Source organism: Streptomyces sp. NPDC030245, from assembly GCF_055572995.1.
On sequence record NZ_JBVICF010000001.1, the window covers coordinates 728,078 to 746,920 of the forward strand.

The following is an 18,843-nucleotide window of genomic DNA, read 5'->3' on the forward strand; positions in this document are numbered from 1 at the left end:
GGGATATCCCGGATACCGGGTGAGTCATGGAGTTCTTCCCATCCCCTTGGGTCCGTACAAGACCCAGGGGGCCCGTACAAGCGCGTCCCCCGACGCGCTCGCTTCACATGACTCACCGGCACCGGTGAAGGGTTGTATGACTTGTATGAGAAATCTCGGCCGGTCAGGCCGTCCAGGCCGGGCCGGTCAGCCCAGATGCGTCGGCGCGAACATCCTCAGCAGCGCCGGAAGCACCACCACCGAAGGACCCGGTTCGGCCAGCGCCTTCGCCAGGTCGTCCCGGAGCGTCTCCGGCGACGACAGCACGCCCGGCACCCCGAAGGACTCCGCGAGCCGCACGAAGTCGGGCCGCGCCAGTTCCGTCGCCGTCGCCTCGCCGAAGGCGTCGGACATGTACTCGCGCAGGATGCCGTAGCCGCCGTCGTCGACGATCAGCCAGGTCACCGGCAGGTCGTACTGCCGCGCCGTGGCCAGCTCCGCGATCGAGTACATCGCGCCGCCGTCGCCGGAGACGGCGAGCACCGGGTGGGAGGGGTCCGCGACGGCCGCGCCGAGCGCCGCGGGGAAGCCGTAGCCGAGGCCGCCCGCGCCCTGCGCCGAGTGCATGGTGTTCGGGCGCCGCGCGTCGAACGCCGACCACGCCCAGTACGCGAGGATCGTCATGTCCCAGAAGGACGGTGACGCGTCGGGGAGGGCGTCGCGGACGGCGGCGAGCACCTGCTGCTCCAGGGCGAGGTCCTGCGCGGCGATCCGCTCGCGGACCTTCCCCAGCACGGCGGCGACCCGCTCGGGCGCCGACGGGTCCTCGCGGGGCGCGTCGATGGTCTCCAGGAGCGCCGACAGGGCGATCCGCGCGTCCGCGTGGATGCCGAGCCCGGGGTGGTTGGACTCCAGCTTCCCGGCGTCCGCCTCGATCTGGATGACCCGGCCGCGGGGCTTGAACGTGTGGTAGTTCGAGGAGAGTTCGCCGAGCCCGGAGCCCACCACCAGCAGGACGTCGGCGTCCTCCAGGAAGTCCGTGGTGTGCCGGTCCTCCAGCCACGACTGGAGCGAGAGCGGGTGCTCCCAGGGGAAGGCGCCCTTGCCGCCGAAGGTCGTGACGACCGGGGCGTTCACCAGCTCGGCGAGCGCGCGGAGCTTGCCGGAGGCGTCCGCGCGCACGACACCGCCACCCGCGATGATCGCGGGCCGCTCGGCGCGCGACAGGAGGTCGGCGGCCACGGCGGTGAGCTCGGGGCGCGGCACGACCTCGTCCGGCGTCGCGTCCATCGCCGTCACGACCGGCAGCGTCGTCCCGGCGAGCAGCACGTCCTGCGGGATCTCCACCCAGACGGGGCCGTGCGGCGCGGTGAGCGCCGACTCCCAGGCCGCGGCGATCGCGGAGGGGATCTGCGAGGCCGTGCGGACCGTGTGCACGGACTTGACCACGTCGCGGAACGAGGCCTGCTGGTCGCGGAGCTCGTGCAGGTAGCCGTGGCGCCCGCCGCCGAGCCCCGCCACCGGCACCTGACTGCCGATCGCGAGGACCGGCGAGGAGCCCGCCGCCGCCTCCTGGAGCGCGGCGAGCGAGGTCAGCGCGCCGGGCCCGGTGGAGAGCAGCAGCGGGGCGACCTCGCCGGTGATCCGGCCGTACGCGTCCGCCGCGAACCCGGTGTTGTTCTCGACGCGGAGTCCGACGTACGAGAGCGAGGAGCGCCGCAGCGCGTCGAACATGCCGAGCGCGTGCTGGCCGGGCAGGCCGAAGACGGTGGTCGCGCCGAGCCCCGCGAGGGTCTCCATGACGAGGTCGCCGCCGTTGCGCCCGGCGGGCGGGTGCAGGGCGGCCTCGGTCTGCGCGGCGGTGGGCCGCAGGACGATGTCGTGGTCGTGGCTCACCGCTCGCTCACCGCCTGGCGGGGCAGGCGCGCCTCGGCGATCTGGCGGGACATGATCGTCGTCAGTTCGTACGCCGTGTGGGAGGCGGCGACGGCCGTGATCTCGGCGTGGTCGTACGCGGGGGCGACCTCCACGACGTCGGCGGAGACGAGGTTGCAGGAGGCGAGGCCCCGCAGGATTTCGAGCAGCTCACGCGAGGTCATGCCGCCGGCCTCCGGCGTGCCGGTGCCCGGGGCGTGGGCCGGGTCGAGGCAGTCGATGTCGATGGAGATGTAGAGGGGGCGGTCGCCGATGCGCTGGCGGAGCTGGTCGGCGACCTCGTCGGCGCCGCGGCGGTAGATGTCCGCGGAGGTGACGATGCCGAAGCCCATCTTCTCGTCGTCGGTGAGGTCCTTCTTGCCGTACAGCGGGCCGCGCGTGCCGACGTGGGAGAGCGCCTCGGTGTCGAGGATGCCCTCCTCGACGGCCCGGCGGAACGGCGTGCCGTGCGTGTACTCGGCGCCGAAGTAGGTGTCCCAGGTGTCCAGGTGCGCGTCGAAGTGGAGCAGCGCGACCGGGCCGTGCTTCTTGGCGACGGAGCGGAGCAGCGGCAGCGCGATGGTGTGGTCGCCGCCGAGGGTCATCATGCGGGCGCCGGAGCCGAGGAGGTCGTCGGCGGCGGCCTCGATGGTCTCCACGGCCTCGTTGATGTTGAACGGGTTGGCCGCTATGTCGCCCGCGTCGGCGACCTGCGCGAGCGCGAAGGGCGAGGCGTCCTGCGCCGGGTTGTAGGGGCGCAGGAGGCGGGAGGCCTCGCGGATCGCGTTGCCGCCGAAGCGGGCGCCGGGGCGGTACGAGACGCCGGAGTCGAAGGGCACGCCGACCACCGCGACGTCCGCCTTGCCGCCGACCTCGTCGAGGCGGGGCAGCCGGGCGTACGTCGCCGGGCCCGCGTACCGGGGGATGCGGGAGGAGTCGACGGGGCCGCGGGGCGTCTCGATGCTGCTCATGGTGGGGAGTGCCTTCCTTTTTACGCTTCGATGCGCTTTGTGGGCGCTTTCTGACTTTACTGAGGTACGGGGGTCGGTTCGGTCTCGGGCTCGGGCTCGGGGTCGGCGCCGCGCCCGGCGAGGCGCTCGCGCCAGGCGGCGAGGACCGCGGCGTCGGTGGGCTTCGTCGCGAAGGAGACCACCACGTAGACGACGAGTGAGGTCAGCAGGCCGTAGTAGACAGGTTCGTTGGCGAGGATCCCGTACCCCCACATGAGCCCGATGACCGAGAGGCCGCCGGCGGCGACCGCGGCGAGCGCGCCGGCCGCGGTGCCGCGGCGCCACAGCAGACCGCCGAGGATCGGCACGAGCAGGCCGCCGACGAGGAGGTTGTACGCGACGGTCAGGGCCTCGACGACGTCGTTGAGCGCGATGGCGATGCCGATCACGCCGACGCCCATGACGAGGATGAAGGCGCGGTTGCCCTTGACCTCGTCGTGCGGCTCGTCGCCGCCCTTGGCGACCACGCCCCGCAGCCGCGACCAGATGTCGTTGTTGGCGACGGTCGCGCAGGCGATGAGCGCCCCGGAGGACGTCGACATGACGGCGGCGAGCGCGGCGGCGAGGACCAGTCCTCGTACGCCCATGGGGAGTTCGTCCTTGACGATGGTCGCGAAGGCCGCGTCGGCGCTGGGCAGCTTCGGGTACATGACCTTGGCGGCGGTGCCGATGACGGCGCCCGCGATCGCGTAGACCAGGCAGTACGTGCCGGCGACGGTGCCTCCATAGCGGGCGACCTTGTCGCTGCGGGCGGTGAAGACGCGCTGCCAGATGTCCTGGCCGATGAGCATGCCGAACGTATAGATCAGCACGTACGTGAAGATCGTCTCGCCGCCGACGCCGAGCGGGTCGAAGTACTCGGTGGGCAGCTTGGCCTTCATCTCACTGAACCCGCCCGCCTTGACGACGGCGATGGGCAGCAGGAGCAGCAGCACGCCGACCGTCTTCACCACGAACTGCACCATGTCGGTGAGCGTGATGGACCACATGCCGCCAAGCGTGGAGTAGGCGACGACGATCGAGCCGCCGAGGACGATCGCCACGGTGCGGTTCAGGTCGAAGAGGACGTCGAAGATCGTGGCGTACGCGATGGTCGAGGTGACCGCGAGCATCAGCGTGTACGCCCACATGACCACTCCGGAGATGACGCCCGCGCGCCCTCCGTAGCGCAGGTCGAGCATCTCGGAGACGGTGTACACCTTCAGGCGCGCGATGCGGGCGGAGAAGAACACGCTCAGCGCGAGCAGCCCGAGGCCGATGGTGAAGACCATCCAGGCGCCGGAGAGCCCGTACTGGTAGCCGAGGCCGACACCGCCGATGGTGGAGGCACCGCCGAGGACGATCGCCGCCATGGTCCCGGAGTACATCCACGGCCCGAGGCGGCGCCCTGCGACCAGGAACTCGGCCTTGGACCTGGCGCGGCGCATGCCCCACCAGCCCATGGCCAGCATCCCGGCGAGATAGACGACGATCACTGTGTAGTCGACGGCCATATGGGGGCCTCCTTCGCGCACCTCGGTGGCGTGTCGTGCAGATGGGGTGAGGACCGGCCGCGGGGACATCCGCCCGTACCCGAGGCCTGCGGTCGGCACGACCCTAAGTGGCCGGAAAGCGGCGCTGAAGTGTACGTTTCCTCCACTCTCCGCGCCCCAGACGGATGGAACGTCCACCATGGCCGACCCCACGGCTCCCCCCACCCCGCCCGTCCCGCTCGCCGCGCTGCTCGCCCGCGAGGACCTCGGCCTGCGCCAGATCGCAGGACCCGACGCGCGGGCGGCCGGCACGGCCGTGCAGTGGGTGCACACCTCGGAGATGGCCGACCCGTACCCGTACCTGCTCGGCGGCGAGCTGCTCCTCACCGCGGGCGTGCACATCACGGACCCGGCGGGCTCGGCCGCGTACCTCGACGGCTACGTGGCCCGGATCCTCGCGGCGGGCGGCGCGGCCCTCGGCTTCGGCGTCGCGCCCCTGCACGACACGGTGCCGCGCGCCCTGGCCGAGGCCTGCGATCGGTACGGCCTGCCGCTCGTCGAGGTCCCGCCGCGGACCACCTTCAGCGGGGTCGCGCGCGCCGTGTGGCGGCTGATGGCCGAGGCGCGCCACGCGGAGCTGCGCCGGGTCACGCAGGCGCAGCAGGGCCTCGCCACGGCCGCGGCGCGGCCCGACCCGGTCCCCGCCGTGCTGCGTCAGCTGGCGGCCAGGCTCGGCGGCGCCGCGGTGCTGTACGGGCCGGACGGGACGGAGCTCCAGGCGGCGGGGCAGGCGCGGGACGCCGCACGCGCCGCGCTGCGGGAGCTGACCGGGGTCGTGCGCCGCCCCGCGCCCGCCGCCCCCGCCTCCGCCGCCGACACGGTGGACGCCACCCACCTGGCCGCCTACGCCCTGGGCGGCGGCCGCGGCTTCGTGCTCGGAATCGCCACGGAGCGCCGCGAACCGGGCGACCACACCATCGCCGGGGCGGCGGTCGTCCTGCTGTCGCTGCTCACCGGCGAACACCAGGGCGCCTCCGAGGCGGCCCGCTCGGCGGCGCTGGTACGGCTGCTCCTCGGGGCGCCCCCGGAGGAGATCGGCCCGCTCCTGGGGAGCGACCTGTGGACCGTGGTCCACGCGCGCGGGGAGCGCAACCCGCTGGCCGCGGCCGCCCTCGGCGCGGCGCTGGGCACCGGCCTCGTCGATCCCCAGGACGACGTCGTACGCCTCCTCGTCCCCGCGGGCCACGAGGTCACCGCGACGGACGGCTGGGCCCTCGGCGTCGCCGCCCCCGCCGCCCCCGGCGACCTGCCCGCGGCCGACCCCCGCGCGGCCCGCGCCCTGCGCCGCGCGGAGGCCACCCGACAGCCCCTCGTACGCCACCACGAGAACGGTCTCGCCGCCCTGCTCGCCCCCGAGGAGGCCGACGCCCACGCGCGCGTGCTGCTCGCCCCACTGGCCGGGAACGACGCACTGACCGCCACCCTGTGCACCTGGCTCTCCCTGCACGGCAGCTGGGACCGCACGGCGGTGGCGCTCGGGGTGCACCGCAACACGGTGCGCCAGCGGATCGCGCGGTGCGCGGCGCTGCTCGGCGCGGACCTGGACGACCCGGACGTACGCATGGAGCTGTGGTTCGCGCTGAGCCGCGCGTCCTGACCGGGGGCCGAAGGGGCACAGGTCACAGGTCCGGGGTTCGGGACGGCCCACCGCGGGACCGTCACCGACGGCAGAATGGGACGCATGCCGATACCCAGCCGTGCCGCGCTCGTCGACCATCTCGTCCGCACCCGCATCGCGGGTGACGTCGCCACGCCCCGCGACAACAACCTGAGCCACTACAGGAAGCTCGCGAACGGCGACCGCCACTACTGGCTCGGTCTGGAGCTCGGCGACCGGTGGACCGACGAGCAGGACGTCCTCGCGGTGATGGCGGAGCGCTGCGGCGTCATCGACGACCCGCAGTACCGGCACGGCCAGGACACCATCGACCCGGAGCTGACGGTCGACGCCCTGGAGCGGATGGCGGCGCGCCTGCGCAAGGCCGCGGCCGGCCGGGAGAGCGTGCTCTTCGCGACCGGCCACCCCGGAGGGCTGCTCGACGTGCACCGGGCGACGGCGGCGGCCCTGCGCGCGGCGGGCTGCGAGATCGTGGTGATCCCGGAGGGCCTGACGGCCGACGAGGGCATGGTCTTCCAATTCGCGGACGTGGCGGTCCTGGAGCGCGGCGCGACGCTGTGGCACACGCACTCCCCCGAGCCGATGAACGCCATCCTGGACGGCCTGGAGCGCGAGGGCCGCCCGCAGCCCGACCTCGTCGTCGCCGACCACGGCTGGGCGGGGCGCGCGGGCCAGCGCGGCCTGGACTCCGTGGGGTACGCGGACTGCAACGACCCGGCGCTGTTCATCGGCGAGGCCGAGGGCACCGTGCAGGTGACCGTGCCCCTCGACGACCACGTCACGAGCCCGCGCCACTACGACCCGCTGACCGCCTATCTGCTGGACGCGGCGGGGCTGACGCCCGCGTCCTGAGCCGGACCCGGCGTCGGATCCAGATAGACCCGCCGGACGGCGGGGAAGCGCTCCTGAAGGCGTCGCGCCATCCGGTCGCAGGCCCGCTCGATGTCCGCGGCCGTCGACACGTCACGGAAGTCGACCTTCGCGGCGACCAGGGCCTCCTCGGGCCCCTGGAGGAGCGTGGTCAGTTCCAGTACGTCCACGACGTACGGGTCGGCGAGCAGTTCGGCACGGACCGCGGCCCGCATCTCCGGCGGCAGCGGACGCCCGATGAGCAGCTCGGAGTTGGCGTGCCCGAGGACCCAGGCGACGTACACGAGCAGCACGCCGATGCAGAGCGAGGCGACGCCGTCCCACACGCCGGACCCGGTGAGCTGCCCGCCGAGCAGTCCGGCCGCGGCGAGCACGAGGCCCGCGAGCGCCGCCGAGTCCTCCATCACGACGGCCTTGACCGCGGTGTCGGGGGTGTGGCGCAGATAGCGCTTGAGGTGCACTCCGAAGCGGGCGGCCTCGCCGCGCGCCTGCTTCAGGCCGGTGCGCAGCGAGTAGCCCTCCAGGAGGAAGGCGATGGCGAGCACGATGTAGGAGATGAGCGGGTCGCCCGGCTCCTCCCCGTGGGTGAGGGTGTGGATGCCGTCGTAGACGGCGAAGACACCGCCGCCGACGAAGGTCGCGACGGAGGCGAGCAGCGCCCAGATGTAGCGGGCGCCTCCGTAGCCGAGCGGGTGCTCCTCGTCGGCGGGTCTGTCACTGGCCTTCAGGGAGACGAGGAGCATCAGCTCGGTGACGGTGTCGGCCACCGAGTGCGCCGCTTCGGAGAGCATGGCGCTGGAGCCGCTGATGACGCCCGCGACGGCCTTGGCCAGCGCGATCCCGAGGTTGGCGACGGCGGCCACGATGACGGTGAAGGTGCTCTCGCCACTCCCGTCACTCGCGCCGTTGTCCTGCTGTTCCACTTGCTCCGACATGTATCGGACGGTATGTCCGATCAGCGGGGAACGCGAACGACACCCTCCTGGATGACCGTGACCGCGAGCTGGCCGTCCTGCGTCCAGATGCGCGCCTGGCCGAGCCCGCGCCCGCCGGAGGACGACGGCGACTCCTGGTCGTACAGCAGCCATTCGTCGGCGCGGAAGGGCCGGTGGAACCACATGGCGTGGTCGAGGGAGGCGCCGACGACGTCGCCGACGGCCCAGCCGCCGCGCCCGTGCGCGAGCAGCACGGAGTCGAGCAGGGTCATGTCGGAGACGTACGTGGCGAGGCAGACGTGCAGCAGGGAGTCGTCCGCGAGCTTGCCGTCGGTGCGGAACCACACCTGGGAGCGGGGTCGGCGCGGCCGGCCGACGGTGGCCCAGGGCGGCTCGTCCGCGTAGCGCAGGTCGACGGCGGCGCGGGTCTCCAGGAGCCGGTCGGCGACCTGGGGCGGCAGGTGGCGCGGGAGGGTCTCGGCGGCGGTGGGCAGCGTCTCCGGATCGGGCGCGGGCGGCATCTGCGCCTGGTGCTCCAAACCCTCCTCGTACGTCTGGAAGGACGCGGAGAGGTGGAAGATCGGCTGCCCGTGCTGGACGGCGACGACGCGGCGCGTGGTGAAGGAGCGGCCGTCGCGGATCCGGTCGACCTGGTACACGATGGGGGCGCCGGGGTCACCGGGGCGCAGGAAGTACGCGTGCAGGGAGTGCGCGGGCCTGTCGTCCGGGACGGTGCGTCCGGCGGCGACGAGGGCCTGTGCGGCGACCTGGCCGCCGAAGACGCGGGGCACGAGCGCCGAGCGGCTCACGCCCCGGAAGATGTCCTCCTCGATCCGCTCCAGGTCGAGCAGATCGAGGAGGTCCTCAAGTGCCTGATTCATCGAGGTAGTTCTACAGGACGGCTCGGACGGCTCTACAGGCCCATGTCCTTCGCGATGATCATCTTCATGACCTCGCTGGTGCCGCCGTAGATGCGGTTGACCCGGTTGTCCGCGTACAGGCGGGCGATGGGGTACTCGTTCATGAAGCCGTAGCCGCCGTGCAGCTGGAGGCACTTGTCGATGACGCGGTGCGCGACCTCGGTGGCGAAGAGCTTCGCGGACGCGGCCTCCGCGGCGGTCAGCTCACCGGCGTCCAGGGCCTCCAGGGCGCGGTCGACGACGGCCTGCGCGGCGTCCACCTCGGCCTGGCAGGCGGCCAGCTCGAACTTGGTGTTCTGGAAGGAGGCGACCGGCTTGCCGAAGACCGTGCGGTCCTGGACGTACTGCTTGGCGAACCGGACGGCGGCCTTGGCCTGCGCGTACGCCCCGAAGGCGATGCCCCAGCGCTCGGAGGGGAGGTTGCTGCCGAGGTAGTAGAAGCCCTTGTTCTCCTCGCCGAGGAGGTCCTCGACGGGCACCTTGACGTCGACGAAGGCCAGCTCGGCGGTGTCGGAGGTGCGCAGACCGAGCTTGTCGAGCTTGCGGCCGACGGAGTAGCCCTCGGACTTGGTGTCGACGGCGAAGAGGGAGATGCCGAAGCGGCGGTCCTCCGCGGTGGGGGCGGCGGTGCGGGCGCAGACGATCACGCGGTCGGCGTGGACGCCGCCGGTGATGAAGGTCTTGGCGCCGTTGAGGACGTAGTGGGTGCCGTCCTCGGAGAGCTTGGCGGTGGTCTTCATGCCCGCGACGTCGGAGCCGGTGCCCGGCTCGGTCATCGCGAGGGCCCACATCTCCTCGGCGGAGACGAACTTCTCCAGGTAGCGCTTCTTCTGCTCGTCGGTGGCGAGCATCTTGATGTACGGCAGGGCGAGCAGCACGTGGACGCCGGAGCCGCCGAAGGAGACGCCGGCGCGGGCGGTCTCCTCGTACTGGATGGCCTCGAACTTGTGCGTGTCCAGGCCGGCGCCGCCGAACTCCTCGGGGACGTTGATGCCGAAGAGGCCGAGCTCGGCGAGCTTGTAGTAGAACTCGCGCGGCACCTGACCGGCGGCGAACCACTCGTCGTGGACGGGGACGACCTCGGCCTCGATGAAGGCGCGCAGGGTCTCCCGGAACGCCTCGTGGTCCTCATTGAAAACGGTACGGCGCACGGAGAACTCCCTCTGCCACAGCTGCCTGCATCGACTAAGCGCTTGCTCAGAGGCAGGTTACCCGGCGGTCACGAGAGCGTCCAGAGACGCGTGTCACTCCGCGGCGGCAGCGAAGGCCCCCCGGGCCAGGCGGTGCAGGAGCTCCGCCATGGCGCCCCGGCTGGGCAGCGCGTCGCGGCGGCTGAGGTGCGGCGTGGAGTTCAGCAGGCCGAAGACGGCGTGCACGGCCACGCGCGCCGCCTTCTCCGCGAGGTCCGGGTAGACCTTGCGGACGACGTCGACCCAGATCTCGACGTACTGCCGCTGGAGCTGGCGGACCAGCTTCCGGTCGCTGTCCCGGAGGCGGTCCAGCTCGCGGTCGTGCAGGGTGATCAGGGAGCGGTCGTCGAGCGCGAAGTCGATGTGCCCCTGGATCAGCGCGTCGAGGACCCGCTCGGGCGATCCGTCGACGTCGGCCACGCAGTGCCTGCCGCCGGTCAGGAGCTGTTCGCTGATGCCCACGAGCAGCTCGGCGAGCATCGCGTCCTTGCCCGCGAAGTGCCGGTAGAGACCGGGCCCGCTGATGCCGACGGCGGCTCCTATCTCATCCACGCCGACCCCGTGGAAGCCCCGCTCGGCGAAGAGCCGGGCGGCTTCCTTGAGGATCTGCTCGCGACGGGTGGGGGCGTCGGTTCTGGTGGCCATGGAATTGATTCTAGACAGCTCGGTTAGCGGTCGTTAACCTGATGGAAACGCGTTAACGCTCATTAACCGATCAGAGGTCGACCGGGCGAACCGGGTGGACCGAGCAAGGGGGCTCGACTGATGCGGCAGGCACCAGTGCTGACGAGCGCGGCTGACCCCGCGTCCGAGGCATGGCGGGCGAACGAGGCGGCGCACACCGCCCTCGTCGACGAGCTGCGGGCCAAGCTCGCGGCGGCCGCGCTCGGCGGCGGCGAGCGGGCACGGGACCGCCATGTGGCGCGCGGCAAGCTGCTGCCCCGCGACCGGGTGGACACGCTCCTCGACCCCGGCTCCCCCTTCCTGGAGCTGGCGCCCCTGGCGGCCGACGGGCTGTACGGGGGAGGCGCGCCGGCCGCCGGCGTCATCGCCGGCATCGGCCGCGTCTCGGGCCGCGAGTGCGTGATCGTCGCCAATGACGCCACCGTCAAGGGCGGCACGTACTACCCCATGACGGTGAAGAAGCACCTGCGCGCCCAGGAGGTGGCCCTGGAGAACCGCCTCCCGTGTCTCTACCTGGTCGACTCGGGCGGCGCCTTCCTGCCGATGCAGGACGAGGTCTTCCCCGACCGCGAGCACTTCGGGCGGATCTTCTACAACCAGGCGCGGATGTCCGGCGCCGGCATCCCGCAGATCGCCGCCGTCCTCGGCTCCTGCACGGCCGGCGGGGCGTACGTACCCGCGATGAGCGACGAGGCGGTGATCGTCCGCGAGCAGGGCACGATCTTCCTCGGCGGCCCGCCGCTGGTGAAGGCCGCCACCGGCGAGGTCGTCACCGCCGAGGAGCTCGGCGGCGGCGAGGTCCACTCGCGGACCTCCGGAGTCACCGACCACCTCGCCGAGGACGACGCCCACGCCCTGCGCATCGTGCGCACCATCGTCTCCACGCTCCCCGAGCGCGGCCCGCTGCCGTGGACCGTGCGGCCCGTCGAGGAGCCGAAGGCCGACCCCCTGGGGCTGTACGGCGCGGTGCCCACGGACTCCCGCACGCCCTACGACGTCCGCGAGGTCATCGCGCGCGTGGTCGACGGCTCCCGCTTCGCCGAGTTCAAGGCGGAGTACGGCACGACGCTGGTCACCGGCTTCGCCCACATCCACGGCCACCCGGTCGGCATCGTCGCGAACAACGGCATCCTGTTCTCCGAGTCCGCCCAGAAGGGCGCCCACTTCATCGAGCTCTGCGACCAGCGCGGCATCCCGCTGGTCTTCCTTCAGAACATCTCCGGCTTCATGGTCGGCCGGGACTACGAGGCGGGTGGCATCGCCAAGCACGGCGCGAAGATGGTGACGGCGGTGGCCTGCACCCGCGTGCCGAAGCTGACGGTCGTCGTCGGCGGTTCGTACGGCGCGGGCAATTACTCCATGTGCGGCCGGGCCTACAGCCCCCGCTTCCTGTGGATGTGGCCCAACGCCAAGATCTCCGTGATGGGCGGCGAGCAGGCCGCGTCCGTCCTCGCCACGGTCAAGCGCGACCAGCTGGAGGCGCGCGGCGAGCAGTGGACCGCCGAGGAGGAAGAGGCCTTCAAGGACCCGGTCCGCGCCCAGTACGAGGAACAGGGCAACGCGTACTACGCCACGGCCCGCCTCTGGGACGACGGCGTGATCGACCCCCTGGAGACCCGGCAGGTCCTCGGCCTGGCCCTGACGGCGTGTGCGAACGCCCCGCTTCCCGAAAAGGACCCCGCGGCGCCCGCTTTCGGCGTCTTCCGGATGTGAGGAACAAATGACGATGTTCGACACGGTCCTGGTCGCCAACCGGGGCGAGATCGCGGTCCGCGTCATCCGCACGCTGCGGGAGATGGGCGTCCGCTCGGTCGCCGTCTTCAGCGACGCGGACGCGGACGCCCGGCACGTGCGCGAGGCCGACACGGCGGTGCGGATCGGCCCGGCCCCCGCCACGGAGAGCTATCTGCGCGTGGACCGCATCCTGGAGGCGGCGGAGAAGTCCGGCGCCCAGGCGGTCCACCCGGGCTACGGCTTCCTCGCGGAGAACGCGGAGTTCGCCCAGGCCTGCGCCGACGCCGGACTCACCTTCATCGGCCCGCCCGCCGCCGCCATCTCCCTCATGGGCGACAAGATCCGCGCCAAGGAGACCGTCGAGGCCGCCGGCGTGCCCGTCGTCCCCGGCTCCTCCGGCAGCGGCCTGACCGACGCCCAGCTGGTCGACGCGGCGCGCGAGATCGGCACCCCCGTGCTGCTCAAGCCGAGCGCGGGCGGCGGCGGCAAGGGCATGCGCCTGGTGCGGGACGAGTCGCTTCTCGCCGACGAGATCGCGGCGGCCCGCCGTGAGGCCCGCGCCTCCTTCGGCGACGACACCCTGCTGGTGGAGCGCTGGGTTGACCGGCCCCGGCACATCGAGATCCAGGTCCTCGCCGACGGCCACGGGCACGTGGTGCACCTCGGCGAGCGCGAGTGCTCCCTCCAGCGCCGCCACCAGAAGATCATCGAGGAGGCGCCGAGCGTCCTCCTGGACGAGGCCACGCGCGCCGCGATGGGCGAGGCCGCGGTCCAGGCCGCCCGCTCCTGCGGGTACGCGGGCGCGGGCACGGTGGAGTTCATCGTGCCCGGCAAGGACCCCTCCTCGTACTACTTCATGGAGATGAACACCCGCCTCCAGGTGGAGCACCCGGTCACGGAGCTCGTCACCGGCCTCGACCTGGTGGAGTGGCAGCTGCGGGTGGCAGCGGGCGAGGAACTGCCCTTCACCCAGGACGACATCACCCTCACGGGGCACGCGGTGGAGGCCCGTGTCTGCGCGGAGGACCCCGCGCGCGGCTTCCTGCCCTCCGGCGGCACGGTCCTCGCCCTGCACGAGCCGCGGGGCGACGGCGTGCGCACCGACTCCGGCCTCAGCGAGGGCACCGAGGTCGGCAGTCTCTACGACCCGATGCTGTCGAAGGTCATCGCGTACGGCCCCGACCGCGCGACGGCCCTGCGCAAGCTGCGCGCCGCCCTCGCGGACACGGTCACCCTCGGCGTCCCGACGAACGCGGGCTTCCTGCGCAGGCTCCTCGCCCACCCCGCCGTGGTCGCGGGCGAGCTCGACACCGGACTCGTGGAGCGCGAGGCGGACGGACTCGTCCCGGACGGCGTGCCCGACGAGGTGTACGAGGCGGCGGCCGCGGTGCGCGAGGCCGCGCTCCAACCCGTGGCCGACGGCTGGACCGACCCCTTCTCCGTGCCGAGCGGCTGGCGGCTCGGGGGCACCCCGAAGCCGGTGACGCACTGGCTGAAGGCAGCGGGACTTGAACCCGTCACTCACCGCCTGCGCGGCACCGACCGCACGGTCACCCCCGACCACGTGCACGTCACCGTCGACGGCACCCGGCACACCTTCCGCCGCGCCGCCGACTGGCTCGGCCGCGACGGCGACGCCTGGCACATCCAGGACCACGACCCCGTCGCGGCCTCGCTCACCGGCGCCGCGCACGCCGGGGCGGACGCCCTCACCGCCCCCATGCCCGGCACCGTCACCGTCGTGAAGGTCTCCCCCGGCGACACGGTGGCCGCGGGCCAGAGCCTGCTCGTCGTCGAGGCGATGAAGATGGAGCACGTCATCTCCGCGCCGCACGCCGGCACCGTCACCGAGCTCGACGTCACCCCGGGCACGACCGTCGCCATGGACCAGGTCCTCGCCGTCGTCACCCCCGAGGAGGAGCAGGAATGACCAGTACCGACCCGGCCTGCGAGCCCGGCACACCGGCGCTGGGCGACGCGCCGCTCCCCATGGTCGTCCCGACCCGCGGCCTGCCCTCCCGCGTCCGCATCCACGAGGTCGGCGCCCGCGACGGCCTCCAGAACGAGAAGACGGCTCTCCCCACGGAGATCAAGGCGGAGTTCATCCACCGCCTCGCCGACGCGGGCCTGACGACCGTCGAGGCGACCAGCTTCGTGCACCCCAAGTGGGTGCCCCAACTGGCCGACGCCGAGCAGCTGTTCCCCCTCCTCGGCGACCTCCAGGGCGTGCACCTGCCGGTCCTCGTGCCGAACGAGCGGGGCCTGGACCGCGCCCTCGCCCTCGGCGCGCACCGCGTCGGGGTCTTCGCCAGCGCCACCGAGTCGTTCTCCCGGGCCAACCTCAACCGCTCGGTGGACGAGGCCCTCGCGATGTTCGCCCCGGTCGTCGCCCGCGCCCGCGAGCAGGGCGTGCACGTGCGCGGTTATCTCTCGATGTGCTTCGGCGACCCCTGGGAGGGCGCCGTGCCCATCTCCAAGGTCGTCCGCGTCGCCCGCGCCCTGCTCGACATGGGCTGCGACGAGCTGAGCCTCGGCGACACCATCGGCGTGGCCACGCCGGGCCACGTCTCCGCGATGCTCGCCGCGCTCAACGCGGTGCAGGTGCCGACCGAGCGCATCGGCGTCCACTTCCACGACACGTACGGCCAGGCGCTCACCAACACCCTCGCCGCCCTCCAGCACGGCGTGACGACGGTGGACGCCTCGGCGGGCGGCCTCGGCGGCTGTCCGTACGCGAAGAGCGCCACCGGGAACCTCGCCACCGAAGACCTCGTGTGGATGCTGCACGGCCTCGGCATCGACACCGGGGTCGACCTGGTCCGGCTCAGCGCCACCAGCGCCTGGATGGCCGACCAGCTGGGCCGCCCCAGCCCCTCCCGCACCGTCCGCGCCCTCACGGCCCGCTCCCACGACGAGCAGACCGCGACCGCCTCCCACCAGGAGCAGTGAAGAACGATGGACCACCGTCTGAGCCCCGAGCACGAGGAACTGCGCCGCACGGTCGAGGCGTTCGCGCACGACGTCGTCGCCCCCAAGATCGGCGACTTCTACGAGCGCCACGAGTTCCCCTACGAGATCGTCCACGAGATGGGCCGCATGGGCCTGTTCGGGCTGCCCTTCCCCGAGGAGTACGGCGGGATGGGCGGTGACTACTTCGCGCTGGGCATCGCCCTCGAAGAGCTCGCCCGCGTCGACTCGTCCGTGGCGATCACCCTGGAGGCGGGCGTCTCGCTCGGCGCGATGCCGCTGCACCTCTTCGGCACCGAGGAGCAGAAGCGCCAGTGGCTGCCGCGGCTGTGCGCGGGTGAGATCCTCGGCGCGTTCGGCCTGACCGAGCCGGACGGCGGCTCGGACGCGGGCGGCACGCGCACGACGGCGGTGCGGGACGGCGACGACTGGGTGATCAACGGCTCCAAGTGCTTCATCACCAACTCCGGCACGGACATCACCGGACTGGTCACGGTCACCGCGGTCACCGGCCGCAAGGACGACGGCCGCCCGCTGATCTCCTCGATCATCGTGCCGTCCGGGACGCCCGGCTTCACGGTGGCCGCGCCCTACTCGAAGGTGGGGTGGAACGCCTCGGACACCCGCGAGCTCTCCTTCACCGACGTCCGCGTCCCCGCCGCGAACCTGCTGGGCGAGGAGGGCCGGGGGTACGCCCAGTTCCTGCGCATCCTCGACGAGGGCCGGATCGCGATCTCCGCGCTCGCCACCGGGCTCGCGCAGGGCTGCGTGGACGAGTCCGTGAAGTACGCCAAGGAGCGGCACGCCTTCGGCAGGCCGATCGGCGCCAACCAGGCCATCCAGTTCAAGATCGCGGACATGGAGACGCGGGCGCACATGGCCCGCGTCGGCTGGTACGACGCGGCGTCACGGCTGGTCGCGGGCGAGCCCTTCAAGAAGGAGGCGGCCATCGCCAAGCTCTACTCCTCGACGGTCGCCGTGGACAACGCCCGCGAGGCCACCCAGATCCACGGCGGGTACGGCTTCATGAACGAGTATCCGGTCGCCCGCATGTGGCGGGACTCGAAGATCCTGGAGATCGGCGAGGGCACGAGCGAGGTGCAGCGCATGCTGATCGCCCGGGAGCTGGGCTTCGCGAGCTGAGCCGGGCGTGTCGTGACGTACGAGTGGCACGGGTGGCGCGGGTGACGTGAGGGGCCGCTGGCGCCGGAGTTAGCTTAGGTTAACCTAAGCTCTAATTCCGGCCAGCGGCCCCGCCGCCGTACGTCACGAAAGCAGAGACCCCCATGCCCCAGGCCCGCCTCCCCCAGCCTTCCCGCCGCGGCATCCTCGCCGCCGGCGGCGCCCTCGGCCTCACCGCCGTCCTGGCGGCCTGCGGCAGCGAGAAAAAGGATGGGTCCGGCGAGACCGGAGGCGCGGGCAAGTCCGGTCCGTGGAGCTTCAAGGACGACCGCGGCAAGACGGCCGAGAAGGGCGCCACGCCGAAGAACATCGTGGCGTTCACGGGCGTCGCCGCGGCCCTGTACGACTACGGCATCGAGGTCAAGGGCGTCTTCGGCCCGACGAAGACCAAGGACGGCAAGCCCGACGTCCAGGCCGGCGACATGGACATCAGCAAGCTGACGATCATCGGCAACGAATGGGGTCAGTTCAAGATCGAGAAGTACGCGAGCCTCGCCCCGGACGTGCTGATCTCCACGATGTTCGACGGCCAGGGCACCCTCTGGTACGTCCCCGAGGAGAGCAAGGACAAGATCCTCAAGCTGGCCCCGAGCGTCGGCATCAGCGTCTACGACCGCCAGCTCACGCACCCGTTGCAGCGCATCCTGGAACTGGCCGAGTCGCTGGGCGCGGACGTGAAGGCCGACAAGGTCGTCAAGGCGAAGAAGCGCTTCGAGGACGCGTCCGAGCGGCTGCGCAAGGTCGCCAAGGCACACAAGGACATCAAGGTCCTCGTCGGCTCCGCGAGCCAGGAGCTGTTCTACGTCTCGGGCTCGAACCTCTCGGTCGACCTGGAGTACTTCAAGGCGCTCGGCGTGAACATCATCGAGCCGCCGGAGGGGGCCAAAAAGGAGTCCGGCGGCTGGTTCGAGAACCTCAGCTGGGAGAACGTCGACAAGTACGACGCGGACCTCATCATGATGGACAACCGCACCTCCGCGATCCAGCCCGCCGACCTCGACAAGTCCAAGCCGACGTGGAAGAAGCTGCCCGCGGTCAAGGCCGGACAGGTCATCCCGCGCGTGACGGAGCCGATCTTCTCGTACGCCAAGTGCGCGCCGATCCTGGAGGACCTCGCCGACGCGATCGAGAAGGCGAAGAAGCTGAAGTAGCCACTGCCGTCGCCGGGCCGCCCTCTCCATTTCCAGAGCCGGGAGTTGACTTGGGTAAGGACAGTCCATGCGCTCCCCCCTGCTCGACGGCACCACCGCGGAGCGGTTCCCCGGCTCCTCGGCCGACGACGCCCCGCACCCCCTCATCGAGCGCCTCGTCATCGACTGGACCGCCGAGCGGATCGGCCTCGGCCCCGCCGCCGACGGCGTGTTCACCGGCAGCGGCGCCCGGTCCGACCTCCAGGCGCTGCTGCTCGCCCGCGAGGCGGCCGGAGACCGGGACCCGGCCTCCCTGCGGGTCCTCACCTCCGAGGCCGCCCTCACCGGCGTACGGGAGACGGCCCGCCGGCTCGGCCTCGGCGACGAGGCCGTCGTGGCGGTCCGCACCGACCGGAGCCGGCGCATGCAGCCCGTGGCCCTCGCCCGGGCGCTGGAGCGCTGCGCGCGCGACGACCTCTCCCCCATGGCGGTCGTCGCCACCGCGGGCACCGGTGACTTCGGCTCCATCGACCCGCTGCCCGGGGTCGCGGCGCTCTGCGCGCGGTACGGCACCTGGCTGCACGTGGACGCCACGTACGGCTCCGGGCTGCTCGCCTCCCGCAGGAACCGGCATCTCCTCGACGGCATCGAGCGCGCCGACTCCGTCACCGTGGACTACCACAAGTCCCTCTTCCAGCAAGCGGGTTCGTCAGTGGTCCTGGTGCGCGGCCGGGGCGGCGCGCCGCTCCGTTCCACGGGCCCGCGCTCCGACGTCCTGAAACTGTGGACGACGCTGCGCGTACTGGACACGGACGGTGCGGGCGACCTCTTCGACACGGTCTGCGACCTGGCCACCCGCGGCTGGCGGCTGCTCGTCGCCGACCCGCGCTTCGACGTGGTGGCCGAGCCGCAGCTGTCCACGCTCGTCTTCCGCTACATCCCCGCGGAGATCTGCGCCCCCTCCGTGATCGACCGCGCCAACCTGTACGCGCGAAAGGCCCTGTCCGCCTCCGGCGACGCGAGGGTGACGGGCGTCGAGGTGGGCGGCCGCCAGTTCCTGAAGTGCACGCTCCGCAACCCCGGAACGACCACCGCGGACCTCACGGCCGCCCTCGACCTGATCTCCGACCACGCCGAGCGGTACCTGGGCGAGCGCCTCGTCCGTGCCTGCCCCTGAA

Annotated in this window: 15 protein-coding genes; 8 read left to right on the top strand and 7 right to left on the bottom strand. The window is 72.2% G+C overall.

Annotation, left to right across the window (positions count from 1 at the left end; translation table 11 throughout):
* Positions 1–186: 186 nt before the first annotated feature.
* Genes ACZ4Z4_RS03160 through ACZ4Z4_RS03170 form a run of 3 tightly spaced genes read right to left on the bottom strand, consistent with a single transcriptional unit; the run spans position 187 to position 4,396 of the window.
* A complete protein-coding gene (locus ACZ4Z4_RS03160) occupies positions 187–1,875 on the bottom strand; it encodes a thiamine pyrophosphate-binding protein (protein WP_468321344.1) in 1,689 nt (562 codons plus the stop codon).
* Positions 1,872–2,864 carry an agmatinase gene (gene speB / locus ACZ4Z4_RS03165; RefSeq protein WP_468321347.1) on the bottom strand — a complete coding sequence of 331 codons (993 nt, stop codon included), beginning with the start codon at positions 2,862–2,864 and terminating at the stop codon, positions 1,872–1,874. Before speB ends, ACZ4Z4_RS03160 begins: the two co-directional genes overlap by 4 nt.
* Before the next feature lie 56 nt (positions 2,865–2,920).
* Positions 2,921–4,396: a sodium:solute symporter family protein gene (locus ACZ4Z4_RS03170; RefSeq protein WP_468321350.1), complete on the bottom strand. Its 1,476-nt coding sequence runs from the start codon at positions 4,394–4,396 to the stop codon at positions 2,921–2,923.
* 178 nt (positions 4,397–4,574) lie between these two features.
* Between ACZ4Z4_RS03170 and ACZ4Z4_RS03175 the strand changes: the two genes are divergently transcribed.
* Positions 4,575–6,032, top strand: a complete 1,458-nt coding sequence (locus tag ACZ4Z4_RS03175) for a PucR family transcriptional regulator (RefSeq protein ID WP_468321353.1) — start codon at positions 4,575–4,577, stop codon at positions 6,030–6,032.
* Between the two features lie 84 nt (positions 6,033–6,116).
* Positions 6,117–6,905 carry a phosphatase gene (locus tag ACZ4Z4_RS03180; RefSeq protein WP_468321355.1) on the top strand — a complete coding sequence of 263 codons (789 nt, stop codon included), beginning with the start codon at positions 6,117–6,119 and terminating at the stop codon, positions 6,903–6,905.
* Here ACZ4Z4_RS03180 and ACZ4Z4_RS03185 read toward each other — a convergent pair.
* From ACZ4Z4_RS03185 to ACZ4Z4_RS03200, 4 genes are all read right to left on the bottom strand, one after another.
* Positions 6,866–7,858: a cation diffusion facilitator family transporter gene (locus ACZ4Z4_RS03185; RefSeq protein WP_468321358.1), complete on the bottom strand. Its 993-nt coding sequence runs from the start codon at positions 7,856–7,858 to the stop codon at positions 6,866–6,868. The genes ACZ4Z4_RS03180 and ACZ4Z4_RS03185 overlap by 40 nt on opposite strands.
* Before the next feature lie 20 nt (positions 7,859–7,878).
* Positions 7,879–8,739, bottom strand: a complete 861-nt coding sequence (locus ACZ4Z4_RS03190) for an acyl-CoA thioesterase (RefSeq protein ID WP_468321360.1) — start codon at positions 8,737–8,739, stop codon at positions 7,879–7,881.
* Between the two features lie 32 nt (positions 8,740–8,771).
* A complete protein-coding gene (locus ACZ4Z4_RS03195; protein ID WP_468321363.1) occupies positions 8,772–9,929 on the bottom strand; it encodes an acyl-CoA dehydrogenase family protein in 1,158 nt (385 codons plus the stop codon).
* Positions 9,930–10,022: 93 nt separating this feature from the next.
* Complete coding sequence (locus tag ACZ4Z4_RS03200; RefSeq protein WP_468321365.1) at positions 10,023–10,613, bottom strand: SACE_7040 family transcriptional regulator; 591 nt, start codon at positions 10,611–10,613, stop codon at positions 10,023–10,025.
* Between the two features lie 120 nt (positions 10,614–10,733).
* On the opposite strand from ACZ4Z4_RS03200, the gene ACZ4Z4_RS03205 reads away from it, so the two are divergent.
* From ACZ4Z4_RS03205 to ACZ4Z4_RS03230, 6 genes are all read left to right on the top strand, one after another.
* Positions 10,734–12,365 (top strand): carboxyl transferase domain-containing protein, encoded by a 1,632-nt coding sequence (locus ACZ4Z4_RS03205; RefSeq protein ID WP_468321367.1) that lies wholly within the window; start codon positions 10,734–10,736, stop codon positions 12,363–12,365.
* Between the two features lie 13 nt (positions 12,366–12,378).
* Positions 12,379–14,316, top strand: a complete 1,938-nt coding sequence (locus tag ACZ4Z4_RS03210; protein ID WP_468322108.1) for an acetyl/propionyl/methylcrotonyl-CoA carboxylase subunit alpha — start codon at positions 12,379–12,381, stop codon at positions 14,314–14,316.
* A complete protein-coding gene (locus ACZ4Z4_RS03215) occupies positions 14,313–15,335 on the top strand; it encodes a hydroxymethylglutaryl-CoA lyase (protein WP_468321369.1) in 1,023 nt (340 codons plus the stop codon). The genes ACZ4Z4_RS03210 and ACZ4Z4_RS03215 overlap by 4 nt, the downstream gene beginning before the upstream one ends.
* 6 nt (positions 15,336–15,341) lie before the next feature.
* On the top strand, positions 15,342–16,496 hold the full coding sequence (locus ACZ4Z4_RS03220) for an acyl-CoA dehydrogenase family protein (RefSeq protein ID WP_468321372.1): 1,155 nt from the start codon (positions 15,342–15,344) through the stop codon (positions 16,494–16,496).
* Positions 16,497–16,639: 143 nt separating this feature from the next.
* Positions 16,640–17,686, top strand: a complete 1,047-nt coding sequence (locus tag ACZ4Z4_RS03225; RefSeq protein ID WP_468321375.1) for an ABC transporter substrate-binding protein — start codon at positions 16,640–16,642, stop codon at positions 17,684–17,686.
* A gap of 67 nt (positions 17,687–17,753) precedes the next feature.
* Positions 17,754–18,842, top strand: a complete 1,089-nt coding sequence (locus ACZ4Z4_RS03230) for a pyridoxal phosphate-dependent decarboxylase family protein (RefSeq protein ID WP_468321377.1) — start codon at positions 17,754–17,756, stop codon at positions 18,840–18,842.
* The last annotated feature ends 1 nt before the right edge of the window (position 18,843 follow it).

Excerpts from the sequence above, each read along its gene's own strand:
- ACZ4Z4_RS03190 (WP_468321360.1), bottom strand. The coding sequence starts at position 8,739 with ATGAATCAGGCACTTGAGGACCTCCTCGATCTGCTCGACCTGGAGCGG.
- speB (WP_468321347.1), bottom strand. The coding sequence starts at position 2,864 with ATGAGCAGCATCGAGACGCCCCGCGGCCCCGTCGACTCCTCCCGCATC.
- ACZ4Z4_RS03220 (WP_468321372.1), top strand. The coding sequence starts at position 15,342 with ATGGACCACCGTCTGAGCCCCGAGCACGAGGAACTGCGCCGCACGGTC.
- ACZ4Z4_RS03230 (WP_468321377.1), top strand. The coding sequence starts at position 17,754 with ATGCGCTCCCCCCTGCTCGACGGCACCACCGCGGAGCGGTTCCCCGGC.
- ACZ4Z4_RS03170 (WP_468321350.1), bottom strand. The coding sequence starts at position 4,396 with ATGGCCGTCGACTACACAGTGATCGTCGTCTATCTCGCCGGGATGCTG.
- ACZ4Z4_RS03175 (WP_468321353.1), top strand. The coding sequence starts at position 4,575 with ATGGCCGACCCCACGGCTCCCCCCACCCCGCCCGTCCCGCTCGCCGCG.
- ACZ4Z4_RS03185 (WP_468321358.1), bottom strand. The coding sequence starts at position 7,858 with ATGTCGGAGCAAGTGGAACAGCAGGACAACGGCGCGAGTGACGGGAGT.
- ACZ4Z4_RS03205 (WP_468321367.1), top strand. The coding sequence starts at position 10,734 with ATGCGGCAGGCACCAGTGCTGACGAGCGCGGCTGACCCCGCGTCCGAG.
- ACZ4Z4_RS03180 (WP_468321355.1), top strand. The coding sequence starts at position 6,117 with ATGCCGATACCCAGCCGTGCCGCGCTCGTCGACCATCTCGTCCGCACC.
- ACZ4Z4_RS03225 (WP_468321375.1), top strand. The coding sequence starts at position 16,640 with ATGCCCCAGGCCCGCCTCCCCCAGCCTTCCCGCCGCGGCATCCTCGCC.
- ACZ4Z4_RS03210 (WP_468322108.1), top strand. The coding sequence starts at position 12,379 with ATGTTCGACACGGTCCTGGTCGCCAACCGGGGCGAGATCGCGGTCCGC.
- ACZ4Z4_RS03215 (WP_468321369.1), top strand. The coding sequence starts at position 14,313 with ATGACCAGTACCGACCCGGCCTGCGAGCCCGGCACACCGGCGCTGGGC.
- ACZ4Z4_RS03200 (WP_468321365.1), bottom strand. The coding sequence starts at position 10,613 with ATGGCCACCAGAACCGACGCCCCCACCCGTCGCGAGCAGATCCTCAAG.